Consider the following 14,151-nt stretch of genomic DNA (forward strand, 5'->3'; position numbering starts at 1 on the left):
CGGGCCCCACGCCGCCGACGTATCGTGCACACACATACGACAGCGCCGACAAAAGGGGCCACGGTGAGCCGAGCTGCGGTACAGGTGACCGACCTGTGGAAGGCCTTCGGCCCACAAGTGGCCGTGGCCGGGATCGACCTCACCCTCCCGGCAGGAAAGTTCGTCGGCCTCGTCGGCCCGAACGGCGCGGGCAAGACCACCACCCTCTCCATGGTCACCGGCCTCCTCCGCCCCGACCGGGGCACCGTCGAGGTCGTCGGCCACGACGTGTGGCGGGACCCGGCCGAGGTCAAGGCCCGCATCGGCGTCCTGCCCGAAGGCCTGCGCCTGTTCGAGCGGCTGTCCGGACGCGAACTCCTCGCGTACACCGGGCGGCTGCGCGGCCTCGCGGGCCCCGAGGTCGACAAGCGCGCGACCCAGCTCCTGGACGTCCTCGACCTCGCGGGCTCCCAGCACAAGCTCGTCGTCGACTACTCCACCGGCATGCGCAAGAAGATCGGCCTGGCCGCGGCGCTCCTGCACAACCCCGAAGTGCTCTTCCTCGACGAGCCGTTCGAGGGCGTCGACCCGGTGTCGGCGCAGATCATCCGCGGCGTCCTGGAGCGGTACACCGCCTCCGGCGCGACCGTCGTCTTCTCCAGCCACGTCATGGAGCTGGTGGAGTCCCTGTGCGACTGGGTCGCCGTCATGGCGGCGGGCCGCATCCGCGCCCAGGGCCCGCTCGCCGAGGTCCGCGGCGAGGCCCCCTCCCTCCAGCAGGCCTTCCTCGAACTCGTCGGCGCGCACGGCCGCGACACCGGCACCGACCTCGACTGGCTCGGCGGCGGCGCCCGATGACCGCCACCGCGCCCGGCGCCGCGCCCCTCGCCCCCGTCGAGACCGGCCTGATCCCCGTCTTCGTACGCCTGAAGCTGTCGCTCCTGCGCAACGGACTGCGCCAGTCCTCCGGCCGCCGCGCCGCCTACGTCGCCTCCGCGGTCCTCGCCCTGCTCATCACCGCGCTCCAACTCCTCGGCCTGATCCTGCTGCGCGGCGACCCGCACGCCGCCACCGTCTCGATCCTGCTCGTCGCGGTCCTCGCGCTCGGCTGGGCCGTGCTCCCGCTGTTCTTCCCCAGCGGCGACGAGACCCTCGACCCCACCCGCCTGGTGATGCTGCCGCTGCGCCCGCGGCCCCTGGTGCGGGCGCTGCTCGTCTCCTCGCTCGTGGGCATCGGGCCGCTGTTCACGCTGTGCCTGGCGCTCGGCGCGGTGATCGCGGTGGCGCGGGGCGGCGCGGCCGTCGCGGTGGCCGTGGCGGCCGTCCCCCTCGTCCTGCTGCTGTGCGTCGCGCTCGCCCGCGCCGTCGCCGCCGCCAACATCCGCCTGCTCACCAGCCGCAAGGGCCGCGACCTCGCCGTCCTCAGCGGCCTCGTCATCGCCGTCGGCGCGCAGCTCGTCAACTTCGGCGTGCAGCGCATCGGCTCCTCCGACGCGGGCCTCGGCGAGCTGGACCCGGCGGCGGACGTCGTCAGCTGGATCCCGCCCGCCTCCGCCCTGTCGGCCGTACGGACGGCCGGCGAGGCCCGCTACGGGGTCGCCGCCGCCCAACTGGCCCTGTCCGTGGTGGCCCTGGTGCTCCTGCTGCGGCTGTGGCAGCGCAGCCTGACCCGCCTGATGACCACGCCCGACGGCTCCACGCTCGCCGCGGCCGAACCGGACCGCACCCGGCGCGGCGGCGGCCTCGCGGGCCTGCTGCCCTCCGGCCGCACCGGCCCGGTCATGGAGCGCACCCTGCGCTACGTGTGGCGCGACCCCAAGACGAAGGCCGCCTGGGTCACCTCGCTCGCCATCGGCCTGATCGTGCCGCTCTTCAACGCCCTCCAGGGCACCGGATCCGTCTACTTCGCCTGCTTCGCGGCGGGCATGCTCGGCGTCCAGATGTACAACCAGTTCGGCCAGGACACGTCCGCCTTCTGGATGGTGGCGATGACCATCGCCTCGCCCCGCGACGCCTACGAGGAACTGCGGGCCCGCGCCCTCGCCCTGCTCCTCGTCACCCTCCCCTACGCCGTCCTCGTGACCGTCCTGACCACGGCCCTCCTCGGCGTCTGGCACGCCCTGCCCGAGGCCCTCGGGCTCTCCTTCGCGCTGCTCGGCGCCATGCTGGCCACCGGCGCCTGGGCGTCGGCCCGCTTCCCGTACTCCATCCCGCAGGAGGGCCACAAGAACGTGGCGCCGGGCCAGGCGGGCCTCGCCTGGATCTCCCTCTTCGGCGGCATGCTCGGCGCCGCGGCCCTGTGCGCGCCCGTCATCGCCCTCACCATCTGGCTGCACGCCTCGGACCGGGGCTCCTGGTCCTGGCTGCTGCTGCCCGTCGGCGCGGGCTACGGCGCCGCCGTCACCGTCCTCGGCCTGCGGCTCGCGGCGCCCCGCACGGCCGGGCGCCTTCCGGAGATCCTGACGGCGGTCAGCAAGGGCTGAGCCGAAGGCCCCGGAAACACAGCAACCCGCGAGCCTGGTCCTCCTCGCCCCTGGGGGCGGGAGGAGCCGGCCGGACGTACCGGCGGCTCGCGGGTCGGGTGACTGCTGTGGATTGGCCGGCTGCGCGCCTGTCTCGCGCGCTGGTCCGGCACCGCACTGAGCGTGGTGGCGGGCCGCTAGCCCGCAGCCACCTCTTCCGTCCGGTTTCCATACATCTGCCGAACCACCTCCTCTCCGAAGTAACACCCACCCTAGGAACCGGGCCGGGCGCGTTCAACTGTTTTTCCGCGTGCCGGGACTCACAACGATTTGCCTCAACTTCCGGGAACCTACTGTGGTCCGCGTCACGTTCGAGTTGAATGATCTGACGTGCATCACACTCAGCTCATGCGGAAGAGAACGCGGCCTGCAGGGGGTTCCAGGTGAGTGCTTCCCGACAGAGCGGGACGACGGACGAACTGGGCCCGGAAGAGCCCGAGCCCGGCGGGGCGGAGCTGCTCGCGGCGCTCCTCGACGGGATGGACGCCGCCCTGTGCGCCTTCGACGCCGACGGGGTCGTGACGCACTGGAACCGCGAGGCGGAGCGGATCCTCGGCTGGTCCGCCGCGGAGGCCGTCGGGCGGCGCGGTTTCGCCGGGTGGGCCGTGCGGCCCGCCGACGCCGAGGAGGTCGAGGAGCGGCTCCTCGCCGCCATGCACGCCCCCGGCCGCCAGGTGCACGAGTTCGCGCTCCTCACCAAGGGCGGCGGCCGCGTCCTCGTGCGCACCCAGTCCGCGGCCGTGCGCGGCGGCGACGGCAAGCCCGCCGGGGTGTACTGCGCCTTCAGCGAGGTGCACGCGCAGATCGACCTGGAGCGGTCCATCGCCCTCAGCGAGGCCCTGTTCGAGCACGCCTCCTGGGGCGTCGTCCTCGTCGACGCCGACCTCAGGCCCGCCGTCGTCAACGAACACGCCGCGCGGCTGCTCGGCATCGGCCGCACCGCGCTGCTCGGGCGGCCCCTCGGCGAGGTGCTGCTCCAGGGCGTCGAGGAGCTGGAGAGCGCTCTCACGCACGTGCTCGCCGAGGGCGCGCCGCCCGCGCCCGCCGAGATGTGGGTGACGGCCCGCGGCGAGGGCGGCGAGGCCGAGCGCCGGTGCTGGCGCAGCGGCTTCCTGCGGCTCGGCTCGCCCCTGGCCGAGGAGCCGGTGCCGCTGGGCGTCGGCTGGCTCTTCCGGGACGTCACGGACGCCAAGCGGGCCGAGCAGGACGCCGCGAAGCTGCGCTTCCGCTCGCAGCAGCTGCACCGCTCCGCGCGGGCCGCCGCCGAGTGCGAGGACCCGATGGAGGCCGCCACCGTCCAGCTCGACTTCGCCCTCGCCGGGTTCGCCGACCACGCCCTGATCGACCTCCTGACCGCCACCGAGCCCGCGGTGCGCCTCGTCCGGGCCGCGGCGACGCCCGCCGGGTCGCCCGGACCCTGTCTGCCCGCCGACAAGGCCGGCCTTCCGGTGCGCTATCCGGAGGGACATCCGGCGACGCAGGCCGTGGAGCGGGTGGGGTCCGTGCGCGCCAGCGCGGGGCTCGCGGCGCCCGAGCGGGCCCGCGCGTGGGCCTCGGCCCGCCAGTGGCCCGACTCCTCCGTGCACGCCCTGTGCGCGGTGCTGCGCAGCCGGGGCCGCACGCTGGGCGTCGTGACGTTCCTGCGGGGCGGCGCGCGCACCCAGTTCGAGCGCGCGGACGCGGCGTACGCGGAGAGCGTGGCGGCCCGCGTCGCCGCCGCCCTCGACCTCGCGGCGGCCCTGGGGACCTAGCCCTGGGGACCCGGGGCCCGCCCGGGGGCGCCCCGGGGCGGATCAGTGGCGGTAGAAGATCCGGTCGCCGTACTCCTGGAAGACGCGGCCGTTCCAGTCGTGGCCGCCGTCCACGTTCCCCGAGCGGAGCAGCGGCGGCTGGATCCCGCGCTCCGCGAGCCCCGCGGCCGCCGCGGCCATCATGGCCTGCATCAAGGCGCTCGCGACCATCGTGGAGGCCGGGCCGAAGGGCGCCTCGACGGAGTCGAGGGTCAGCTCCGCGTCACCGACGGCGATCTTCGTGTCGAGCACGACGTCGCAGTGGTCCTTCAGGAACGTGCCGGAGGAGTGCCGCGACTTCGTCCCCTCCGCGTACGCCACCGACGTCACGCCGATGACCTTGAGGCCGAGCGCGCGGGCGTTCACGGCCATCTCGACGGGCAGCGAGTTCCGCCCGGACAGGGAGATGATCACGAGGACGTCACCGGGCCGCACCGGGCTGGAGTCGAGGACGGCCCCCGCGAGGCCGTCGACCCGCTCCAGGGCGGAGCCGAGGGTCGCGGGCATGACGTCCACGCCGACGACGCCCGGTACGGACAGCAGGTTCATCAGGGCGAGCCCGCCCGCGCGGTAGACGACGTCCTGCGCGGCCAGCGAGGAGTGCCCGGCGCCGAAGGCGAAGAGCCGTCCGTCGGCGGCGACGGCGTCGGCGATGACGTCGGCCGCGGCGGTGATCGCGGCGGCCTCCTCGTCGCGCACCCGTTCGAGCAGGCCGATCGCGGCGTCCAGGTACCGTCCGGCGAGCCCGGCACCTCCGGGTCCGCCCGCGCCGCCGTCCCGCGTACCGTTGGTCATCCGCGAAACCCCTTCGTCCCGCCGCGTCCCGTCGTGTCGCGGATCACGGTGCGGTCTGAACCAGCGCCCTGTCAACACGGGCTCACAGCGCCTCTTCACCCGGCGCGGCCCGCTTGTCAGTGGTATGGGTCAGAATTGAGGGCAGGGCCAGCGCACGAGCGAATTCTGAGGGGCAACCCATGTCGGGGCTTATTGACACCACTGAGATGTACCTGCGCACCATCCTCGAACTGGAGGAGGAGGGTGTCGTCCCCATGCGCGCCCGCATCGCCGAGCGGCTCGACCAGAGCGGCCCGACGGTGAGCCAGACCGTGGCGCGGATGGAGCGCGACGGCCTGGTGGCCGTCGCGAGCGACCGGCACCTGGAGCTGACCGAGGAGGGCCGCCGTCTGGCCACCCGCGTCATGCGCAAGCACCGCCTCGCCGAGTGCCTCCTGGTCGACGTGATCGGCCTGGAGTGGGAGCAGGTGCATGCCGAGGCCTGCCGCTGGGAGCACGTGATGAGCGAGGCGGTGGAGCGCCGCGTCCTGGAGCTCCTGCGCCACCCCACCGAGTCGCCGTACGGCAATCCGATCCCGGGCCTCGAGGAGCTCGGCGAGAAGGACGGCGCCGACCCGTTCCTGGACGAGGGGATGGTCTCCCTCATCGACCTCGACCCGGGCACGGACGGCAAGACGGTCGTGGTGCGCCGCATCGGCGAGCCGATCCAGACGGACGCGCAGCTGATGTACACGCTGCGGCGCGCGGGCGTGCAGCCCGGCTCCGTGGTGAGCGTGACGGAGTCGGCGGGCGGCGTGCTCGTCGGCAGCAGCGGCGAAGCCGCGGAGCTGGCGGCGGACGTGGCCTCGCACGTCTTCGTCGCCAAGCGCTGAGACCGGCGCACCGGGCTCCGGCCCGTCCCGGCACGAGCGTCAACGACCGTTACCACAGCGGTGGTTGAGGCGGGTCCGGGACGCGCCGGAGTCCAAGATTCAGTGTGCCGAATCGCAGCGCCGGGACGATTTGCGTGCGACGCTGTCGCGAGAGGCATATGACCTGAGGGCTCTTGACCGCGCCGGTATCTGGACTTGGCCGAGTGGCCGCCGGACCCCGGCCGGAGAGGGGACAGACGATGTGCCCGGCTGGTGACCAGGGGTACGCGGGGCGGGGCCCCGGGCACCCCGCGGGCCCGCGCCCCCGTGGCGTGCGGCCCCGTGGCGTGCGGCTCCCGGACGGCAGAGGGCCCCGGCACCTCGCGGCGCCGGGGCCTGTCCTCCCCTGTGCTGACCCAGAGCCCCGAGCTCTCAGGGTCATCCCCCTCGGACCGGTCTCCCCGATCGGCCCGCCTCCCGCTGAAGATCTCCCCTCGGCGACGGCGGTCAATCCTTGAGCATGGTCACCCGAACGAGGGGTGTTGGCGGCAATACGGCCGCTCTCGAATGATAGTTCGATAGCGTGCCGGGGACGTGAGCGGAGAACCCGAGCGGAACCAAGGGGGGTGCCTGGGACCATGGTGCGGCGCATCGACGTGACCGGCGCGGGCGGCGTGAGCCTCGCGGCCTGGGAGTACGCCGACCCACCCAAAGCCGGGGAGGCCGAGCAGCCGCGCGGCGGCGTGCTCTTACTCCACGGGCTCATGGGCCGCGCCTCGCACTGGGCGGGCACCGCCCGGTGGCTCGCCGAGCGGCACCGCGCGGTCGCCATCGACCAGCGGGGCCACGGCCGCAGCGAGAAGCCCGCCGACGGCCCCTACACCCGCGAGGCCTACGTCGACGACGCCGAGGCCGCCCTGGAGCAGCTCGCCCTCTCCCCCGCCGTGCTCATCGGCCATTCCATGGGCGCCCTCACCGCCTGGCAGCTGGCCGCGCGCCGCCCCGACCTCGTCCGGGGCCTGATCATCTGCGACATGCGGGCCTCCGCGCTCGGGGCGGCCTCGCAGCGGGAGTGGGAGGCCTGGTTCAAGTCCTGGCCGGTGCCGTTCGCGACGCTCGCGGACGTCCGCAAGTGGTTCGGCGAGGACGACCCCTGGGTGGAGCGGCCCAACCCCTCGCGGGGCGCCTTCTTCGCCGAGGTCATGGCCGAGGGCCCCGACGGCTGGCGGCCCGTCTTCGACCCCGCGCAGATGCTCAAGTCCCGCGAGACGTGGGTGTACGACGCGCACTGGGAGGAGCTCGTCCAGGTCCGGTGCCCCGCCCTCGTCGTCCGCGGCCTCGACGGCGAGCTGGGGCGGGCGGAGGCCCAGGAGATGGTGCGGGTGCTGCCGCGCGGGGCCTATGCGGAGGTCGCCGACGCGGGGCACCTCGTGCACTACGACCGCCCCGAGGGCTGGCGCGAAGCCATCGAGCCCTTCCTCGACCGGGCCCTCACGGAACCCTAGGCCCGGCCCGGGGCGCCCGCCGGGGCTTCCTGGGCCCCCGCGGAGGGTCAGGGGCAGAGGCGCTGCAAGGTCCAGGCCCTTCCGGCCCGGGTGTAGCGGAGGCGGTCGTGGAGGCGGTTGGTGCGGCCCTGCCAGAACTCGACCGTTTCGGGGCGGACGCGGAAGCCGCCCCAGTGCGGCGGCGCCGGGACCTGCTCGCCCTCGGGATAGCGCGCGGCCAAGTCCGCGTACGCCGCGTCCAGTTCGGCGCGCGTGGCGATCACCGAGGACTGCGCGCTGGCCCAGGCTCCCAGCTGGGAGCCGTGCGGACGGCTGCGGAAGTAGCGGACGGTCTCCTCGCGGCCGGTCCGCTCCGCCACGCCCTCGACGATCACCTGACGCCCCATCGGATGCCAGGGGAAGAGCAGCGACACCCGGGCGTTCTCCGCGATGTCCCGGGCCTTGCGGGACTCGTAGTTGGTGAAGAAGACGAAGCCGCGCTCGTCGAAGCCCTTCAGGAGCACCGTGCGCGAGCTCGGCCGCCCCTCGGCGTCGGCCGTGGACACGACCATCGCGTTCGGCTCGGCGAGGACGCCGGCCGGGTCCGCCGCCTCCGCGGCCGCCTGCTGGAACCAGCGCTCGAACTGCTTGAACGGATCGCCGGGGAAGTCGGCCTCCGCGATGCCGTCGGTGCGGTACTGCGCACGCATGGCGGCCAGGTCTACGGCTGCTGCGGACTCGGAGGCGGTGGCGCGGGACTCGGTCACGCGGTCATCTTGCCGTATACGAATGCCGGGGCACGAAGCGGCAGTCGGCGGGCGTACGACCCCCGCGCGCCCCTCCAAGAGGTGATGTGTGGCACTGAGTGCCGCAGTCCATCGCGAAGGGTGGCACCAAGGGTTATCGTGCCGAAACCGTTTCGGTTGGGTGACCTCCGGCCGCGCGGGGCATCACCGGGTTACCCCAGAGCATCGCGAGGCCACTGGTCGCACGCCTCTGTCGTATACATCTCGCCCACATCATGAGGAGCCGCCTGATGTCCGACTTCGTACCCGGACTTGAAGGAGTCGTCGCGTTCGAGACGGAGATCGCCGAACCGGACAAGGAGGGCGGTGCCCTGCGCTACCGGGGCGTCGACATCGAGGACCTGGTCGGCGACGTCTCCTTCGGCAACGTGTGGGGGCTGCTCGTCGACGGCGCGTTCAACCCGGGCCTGCCGCCCGCCGAGCCGTTCCCCATCCCCGTCCACTCCGGCGACATCCGCGTCGACGTGCAGTCCGCGCTCGCCATGCTCGCCCCCGTGTGGGGCCTGCGGCCGCTGCTCGACATCGACGAGGCGCAGGCCCGCGACGACCTCGCGCGGGCCGCCGTCATGGCCCTGTCGTACGTCGCGCAGTCCGCGCGCGGGCAGGGCCTGCCGATGGTGCCGCAGCGGGAGATCGACAAGGCCGAGACCGTCGTCGAGCGGTTCATGCGGCGCTGGCGCGGCGAGCCCGACCCGCGGCACGTGCGGGCCGTCGACGCGTACTGGACGTCCGCCGCCGAGCACGGCATGAACGCGTCCACGTTCACCGCGCGGGTCATCGCCTCCACCGGCGCCGACGTCGCGGCCGCGCTCTCCGGGGCCGTCGGGGCCATGTCCGGGCCGCTGCACGGCGGGGCGCCCTCGCGGGTGCTCGGCATGATCGAGGAGATCGAGCGCAGCGGGGACGCCGTGGCGTACGTGAAGCAGGCGCTCGACCGGGGCGAGCGGCTCATGGGCTTCGGGCACCGCGTCTACCGGGCCGAGGACCCGCGGGCGCGGGTGCTCCGGCGCACCGCGCGGGAGCTGGGCGCGCCCCGCTTCGAGGTGGCCGAGGCGCTGGAGAAGGCGGCGCTCGACGAGCTGCACGCGCGGCGGCCCGACCGGGTGCTCGCCACGAACGTGGAGTTCTGGGCGGCGATCGTGCTCGACTTCGCGGAGGTGCCGGCGCACATGTTCACGTCGATGTTCACGTGTGCCCGTACGGCGGGGTGGTCGGCGCACATCCTTGAGCAGAAGCGCACGGGGCGGCTCGTGCGGCCGTCCGCCCGGTATGTCGGGCCTGCGGCCCGCAGCCCGCGGGACATCTCGGGGTACGGGGACATCGCGGGCTGAGGCCCTCGCGGGCGGCGCCCCGGTCCCGCCCCTTCCCGATTCCCGGGGGCTCCGCCCCCGGACCCCCGCTCCTCAAACGCCGGAGGGGCTGTTCATAGCCCCTCCCAGCGCCCCCGCGACCAGGTGGCTCCACTGGTGGACCACTCGGTCGCGGCGGGGGGCGTCGTCGGTGAGGAGGTTGGCGAGGCCGAGGCCGCGGGCCATGTCGAGGAGGCCCTGGACGGTTTCGCGGACGCCGGGGCGGGACTCGTCGACGGCGAGGAGCTCGACCGCTATGCGATGGGTCTCGCGGCCGACGCGGGCCTCCAACTCGGCGACGCGCGGCCCCAGTTGCGGCTCGTTGGAGGCGGCGACCCACAGCTGGAGGGCGGCGCGGAACAGCGGCCCGGTGTAGAGGTCGACGAGGGCGCGAACGACCGCGGCCCGGTCGGCGGCCCGGGCGCCCTCGGGGAAGAGGCCGCGCAGCGCGGCGGAGCGCCGCTCGGCGACGTACTCCACGGCGGCCGTGAAGAGGTCCTCGCGGGTGGGGAAGTGGTGCTGGGCCGCGCCCCGGGACACCCCGGCGCGCTCGGACACGACGGTGACCGTCGAGCCGGTCCAGCCGTGTTCGGCCAGACATGCCACCGCCGCCTCCAGGAGCCGCTGCCGGGTGGCCCGGCTGCGGTCCTGCTTGGGCGAACGGCCGGCCTCCGTCACAGCACCCATGGGCGCTCCCGTCGTTCCAGGAACGCCGCCATGCCCTCCTGTGCCTCGGCCGAGCGGAAGCGGCGCGCGGACAGGGCGATGACGGCGTCCGACTCCTCGTCGAATGCGGTCAGAACCTTAGCCGTGAGGAGTTTCTTGGTGTCGGCCAGCGCCTCGGGAGCCGCCTTGCGCAGACCGTCGAGGACGGGCGCGAGGGCCGTGTCCACGTCGTCGTCGTACGCGGTGACCAGGCCGATCCTGGCCGCCTCCGCCGCGTCGAAGCGCTCGCCGGTGAGGAAGTAGCGCCCCGCGGCACGGGCGTCGACGCGGGCCAGGAGCGGGATCGAGATCACGGCGGGGACGACCCCGATGCGCACTTCGGTCAGGGCGAAGGAGGCGGCCCCGGCCGCGCCGCCGCCCGCGACCGCGATGTCGCAAGCGGCGACGAGGCCGAGGCCGCCCGCCCGCGCGTGTCCGGCCACCCGCGCCACCACGGGCTTGGGCAGGGTCAGGATCCGCCGCATCAGCGCCACGAACGCCGCCGGGTCGGGCGGCTGCCGCAGGTCCGCGCCGGAGCAGAACGTCGAGCCCGTGTGCGTGAGCACCACGGCCCGTACGCCGTCGTCCGCCCGGGTCCGCTCCAGGGCGGCCGTCAGCTCGGCGACCAGGTCCGCGGAGAGCGCGTTGCGGTGGGCGGGCGAGTCGAGGGCGAGGGTCACGACGCCCCGGTCGGGCTGCGACGCGGTCACCACGGTCATGGGCACTTCCCTTCCCACGGGGTGCGGGGTCAGTAGGACTTGGGCAGGCCCAGGGTCTGGTGCGAGACGTAGTTGAGGATCATCTCGCGGCTCACCGGGGCGATCCGGGCCACCCGGGACGCGACGATCAGCGAGGCCAGGCCGAACTCCGCCGTCAGGCCGTTCCCGCCGAGGGTGTGGACGGCCTGGTCGACGGCCTTCACACAGGCGTCCGCGGCGGCGAGCTTCGCCATGTTCGCGGCCTCGCCCGCCGCCACGTCGTCCCCGCCGTCGTACAGGAGCGCGGCCTTGCGGGTCATCAGGCCCGCGAGTTCGAGGTCGACGTGGGCCTGGGCGAGCGGGTGGGCGATGGCCTGGTGCGCGCCGATGGGGGTCTTCCACACGGTGCGGTCCTTGGCGTACTCCACCGCGCGGGACAGCGCGTAGCGGCCCATGCCGAGGGCGAACGCGGCCGTCATGATCCGCTCGGGGTTGAGGCCCGCGAAGAGCTGGAGGAGGCCCGCGTCCTCGTCGCCGACGAGCGCGTCGGCGGGCAGCCGCACGTCGTCGAGGACCAGCTCGAACTGCTTCTCCGCCGCCTTGAGTTCCATGGGGATGGCGCGCCGCCCGAAGCCCGGCGCGTCCCGGTCCACGATGAACAGGCACGGCTTGAGGCGGCCGGTGCGGGCGTCCTCGGTGCGGCCCACGATCAGCGTGGCGTCCGCGATGTCGACGCCCGATATGAACACCTTGCGGCCGGTCAGGAGCCAGTCGCCGGTGCCGGGGTCCCTGCGGGCGGTCGTCGTGATGCGGTGGGAGTTGGAGCCCGCGTCCGGCTCGGTGATGCCGAACGCCATGGTGCGGCTGCCGTCGGCGAGGCCGGGGAGCCAGGCCCGCCGCTGCGCGTCGGTGCCGAAGCGGGCGATCACCGTGCCGCAGATCGCCGGGGACACCACCATCATGAGCAGTGGGCAGCCCGCGGCGCCCAACTCCTCAAGGACCAGGGAGAGTTCGGTGATGCCGCCGCCCCCGCCGCCGTATTCCTCCGGCAGGTTCACGCCCAGATAGCCCAGCTTGGCGGCGTCCGCCCACAGCTCGTCGGGGTGGGCGCCCTCGTTCACGACGCGGGTCAGGTAGTCGCGGCCGTAGCGGCGGCCGAGCGCGGCGACGGCGGCGCGCAGCGCGGTGTGTTCCTCGGTTTCCAGGGCTGTGCTCATGCCGGTCATGCTGAGACTTCCTCCCGGGACGTGGGCTCTGCTTGCTGCTCCTGTACGGCTTCCTGTGCGGCTTCCTGTGCGGCTTCCTGTACGACGGCGAGGAGCGCGCCCACCTCCACCTGCCGGCCCGGCTCCGCGTGCAGCGCGGTCAGGGTGCCGGACGCGGGGGCGGTGACGCGGTGCTCCATCTTCATGGCCTCCAGCCAGATCAGCGGCTGCCCCGCGGTGACCTCGGCGCCCTCCGCGAGCCCCTCGGCCACCCGGACGACCGTGCCCGGCATGGGCGCGAGCAGCGAGCCGGGCTCCTGCCGGACGGTGGGCTCGGGCAGCGCGGGCAGCGGCACGAGGGCCACGTTCCCGACGTGGACGCGCCCGTCGTCGCCGTACCGGGCGACCGGGAACTCCCTCCGGACGCCGTCCGCTTCGAGGACCACGCGGTCGGGCGTCACGTCGAGGACGCGGACGCCGTCCGCCAGGAGGCCGTCCCTGGTCCGCGTGTAGCGCACCTCGTGCTCGCTGCCCGCCGCGTCGCGGTACCGCTTGACCTGCGGCTGGGAGCGCAGGTTGCGCCAGCCGCCGAAGCGGGAGCGGCCGCAGGAGTCGGCCAGGGCGGCGGCCAGCGGGGCGTGCCGGGTGTGCGGGTCCGCGGCGGCCGCGGTCAGCTCGGGCAGGTGCCGGTCGTAGAAGGAGGTGTCCATGCGCCCGGCGGTGAACTCGGGGTGGCGCAGCGAGCGGACGAGCAGCTCGCGGTTGGTGACGGGGCCGTGGACCACGGTCCGTTCCAGGGCGCCCGCCAGCTTGCGGATCGCCTCGGCGCGCGTGGGCGCGTGCGCGACGACCTTCGCGAGCATGGCGTCGTAGTGCACGCCGACCGTGTCGCCGTCCGCGTACCCGGTGTCCAGGCGCACCCCGTCGGGCACGGCGACGCGGTGCAGCGTGCCGGTCTGCGGGGCCCAGCCCGCCGCCGGGTCCTCCGCGTACAGGCGGGCCTCGACGGCGTGCCCGGCGGGCCGGGGCGGGTGCGGCCCCGGCAGGGCGTGGCCCTCGGCGACGCGGAGCTGGAGCGCCACCAGGTCGAGGCCGCACACCTCCTCCGTCACCGGGTGCTCGACCTGGAGGCGGGTGTTCATCTCCAGGAAGTGCGGGGTGCCGTCGGCGTCGAGCAGGAACTCGACGGTGCCCGCGCCCCGGTAGCCGACCGTGCGGGCCGCGCGCACGGCCAGTCCGTGGAGGCGCTCGACGAGGGCGTCGGGCAGGCCCGGGGCCGGGGCCTCCTCGATGACCTTCTGGTGGCGGCGCTGGAGGGAGCAGTCGCGCGTCCCGAGCGGCCACACCGTGCCGTGCGCGTCGGCGACGAGCTGCACCTCCACGTGCCGCCCGCCCTCCACGTACGGCTCGACGAACACCTCGCCGTCGCCGAAGGCGCTCGCGGCCTCCGCCGCGGCCGCCGCCAACTCGCCCGGCAGCCGGGACAGTTCGCGGACGACGCGCATGCCGCGGCCGCCGCCGCCCGCCGCGGCCTTCACCAGGACGGGCAGGTCCGCCTCGGTGACGTCCGCGGGGTCCCGCGGCGCGAGCCCCATCAGCTCCTTCGCGCGGGTCTTGGAGGCCATCGCCTCGATGGCCTCCGGGGGCGGCCCGATCCAGGTGAGCCCCGCGTCGGCGGCCTCGCGGGCGAACGCGGCGTTCTCGGACAGGAAGCCGTAGCCGGGGTGGACCGCGTCCGCGCCCGTCGCCCGGGCCGCCGCCACGATCAGGTCGCCGCGCAGATAGGTGGCGGCCGGGGCCGCGCCGGGCAGGCGTACGGCCTCGTCGGCGGCGCGGACGTGCAGGGCCCCCGCGTCGGCGTCGGAGTACACGGCGACGGTGGCGACGCCGAGCTCCCGGCAGGTGCGGAAGACCCGGACGGCGATCTCGCCCCGGTTGGCCACGAGCAGCTTCGAGATCACGGGGAC

Annotated in this window: 12 protein-coding genes; 6 read left to right on the top strand and 6 right to left on the bottom strand. The window is 74.4% G+C overall.

Annotated features, from left to right (window positions below; genetic code table 11):
- The first annotated feature begins 63 nt into the window (after window positions 1-63).
- The 3 genes from C9F11_RS18480 (at window position 64) to C9F11_RS18490 (ending at window position 4,252) form a co-directional block, all read left to right on the top strand.
- Window positions 64-837: an ABC transporter ATP-binding protein gene (locus C9F11_RS18480; RefSeq protein WP_249401786.1), complete on the top strand. Its 774-nt coding sequence runs from the start codon at window positions 64-66 to the stop codon at window positions 835-837.
- Window positions 834-2,462 (top strand): transporter, encoded by a 1,629-nt coding sequence (locus C9F11_RS18485; RefSeq protein WP_138960340.1) that lies wholly within the window; start codon window positions 834-836, stop codon window positions 2,460-2,462. The genes C9F11_RS18480 and C9F11_RS18485 overlap by 4 nt, the downstream gene beginning before the upstream one ends.
- A gap of 422 nt (window positions 2,463-2,884) precedes the next feature.
- Window positions 2,885-4,252, top strand: coding sequence for a PAS domain-containing protein (locus C9F11_RS18490; protein WP_138960341.1), 1,368 nt, complete (start codon window positions 2,885-2,887; stop codon window positions 4,250-4,252).
- A gap of 42 nt (window positions 4,253-4,294) precedes the next feature.
- Here C9F11_RS18490 and C9F11_RS18495 read toward each other — a convergent pair whose 3' ends face one another.
- A complete protein-coding gene (locus C9F11_RS18495; RefSeq protein WP_138960342.1) occupies window positions 4,295-5,086 on the bottom strand; it encodes an SIS domain-containing protein in 792 nt (263 codons plus the stop codon).
- A 179-nt stretch (window positions 5,087-5,265) separates the two neighbouring features.
- Here C9F11_RS18495 and C9F11_RS18500 point away from each other — a divergent pair, with 179 nt between their 5' ends.
- Complete coding sequence (locus tag C9F11_RS18500; protein ID WP_030361523.1) at window positions 5,266-5,958, top strand: metal-dependent transcriptional regulator; 693 nt, start codon at window positions 5,266-5,268, stop codon at window positions 5,956-5,958.
- A gap of 617 nt (window positions 5,959-6,575) precedes the next feature.
- Window positions 6,576-7,442 (top strand): alpha/beta hydrolase, encoded by an 867-nt coding sequence (locus tag C9F11_RS18505; RefSeq protein WP_138960343.1) that lies wholly within the window; start codon window positions 6,576-6,578, stop codon window positions 7,440-7,442.
- 47 nt (window positions 7,443-7,489) lie between these two features.
- On the opposite strand, the gene pdxH is transcribed toward C9F11_RS18505, so the two are convergent.
- Window positions 7,490-8,131 carry a pyridoxamine 5'-phosphate oxidase gene (pdxH, locus tag C9F11_RS18510; RefSeq protein ID WP_138966670.1) on the bottom strand — a complete coding sequence of 214 codons (642 nt, stop codon included), beginning with the start codon at window positions 8,129-8,131 and terminating at the stop codon, window positions 7,490-7,492.
- Window positions 8,132-8,457: 326 nt separating this feature from the next.
- Here pdxH and C9F11_RS18515 point away from each other — a divergent pair, with 326 nt between their 5' ends.
- Window positions 8,458-9,558, top strand: coding sequence for a citrate synthase 2 (locus C9F11_RS18515; RefSeq protein WP_171075776.1), 1,101 nt, complete (start codon window positions 8,458-8,460; stop codon window positions 9,556-9,558).
- 72 nt (window positions 9,559-9,630) lie between these two features.
- Here the strand turns inward: C9F11_RS18515 and C9F11_RS18520 are convergent, their stop codons facing one another.
- From C9F11_RS18520 to C9F11_RS18535, 4 genes are read right to left on the bottom strand one after another with little or no spacing between them, the layout of a single operon-like run.
- Window positions 9,631-10,263: a TetR/AcrR family transcriptional regulator gene (locus tag C9F11_RS18520; RefSeq protein ID WP_138960345.1), complete on the bottom strand. Its 633-nt coding sequence runs from the start codon at window positions 10,261-10,263 to the stop codon at window positions 9,631-9,633.
- Window positions 10,251-11,000: an enoyl-CoA hydratase family protein gene (locus tag C9F11_RS18525; protein ID WP_138960346.1), complete on the bottom strand. Its 750-nt coding sequence runs from the start codon at window positions 10,998-11,000 to the stop codon at window positions 10,251-10,253. The genes C9F11_RS18520 and C9F11_RS18525 overlap by 13 nt, the downstream gene beginning before the upstream one ends.
- A 29-nt stretch (window positions 11,001-11,029) precedes the next feature.
- Window positions 11,030-12,196 (bottom strand): acyl-CoA dehydrogenase family protein, encoded by a 1,167-nt coding sequence (locus C9F11_RS18530; RefSeq protein ID WP_138960347.1) that lies wholly within the window; start codon window positions 12,194-12,196, stop codon window positions 11,030-11,032.
- Between the two features lie 5 nt (window positions 12,197-12,201).
- Window positions 12,202-14,145 carry a biotin carboxylase N-terminal domain-containing protein gene (locus C9F11_RS18535; RefSeq protein WP_138960348.1) on the bottom strand — a complete coding sequence of 648 codons (1,944 nt, stop codon included), beginning with the start codon at window positions 14,143-14,145 and terminating at the stop codon, window positions 12,202-12,204.
- Window positions 14,146-14,151 lie beyond the last annotated feature (6 nt).

It is taken from the genome of Streptomyces sp. YIM 121038, from assembly GCF_006088715.1.
Lineage (GTDB): Bacteria > Actinomycetota > Actinomycetes > Streptomycetales > Streptomycetaceae > Streptomyces.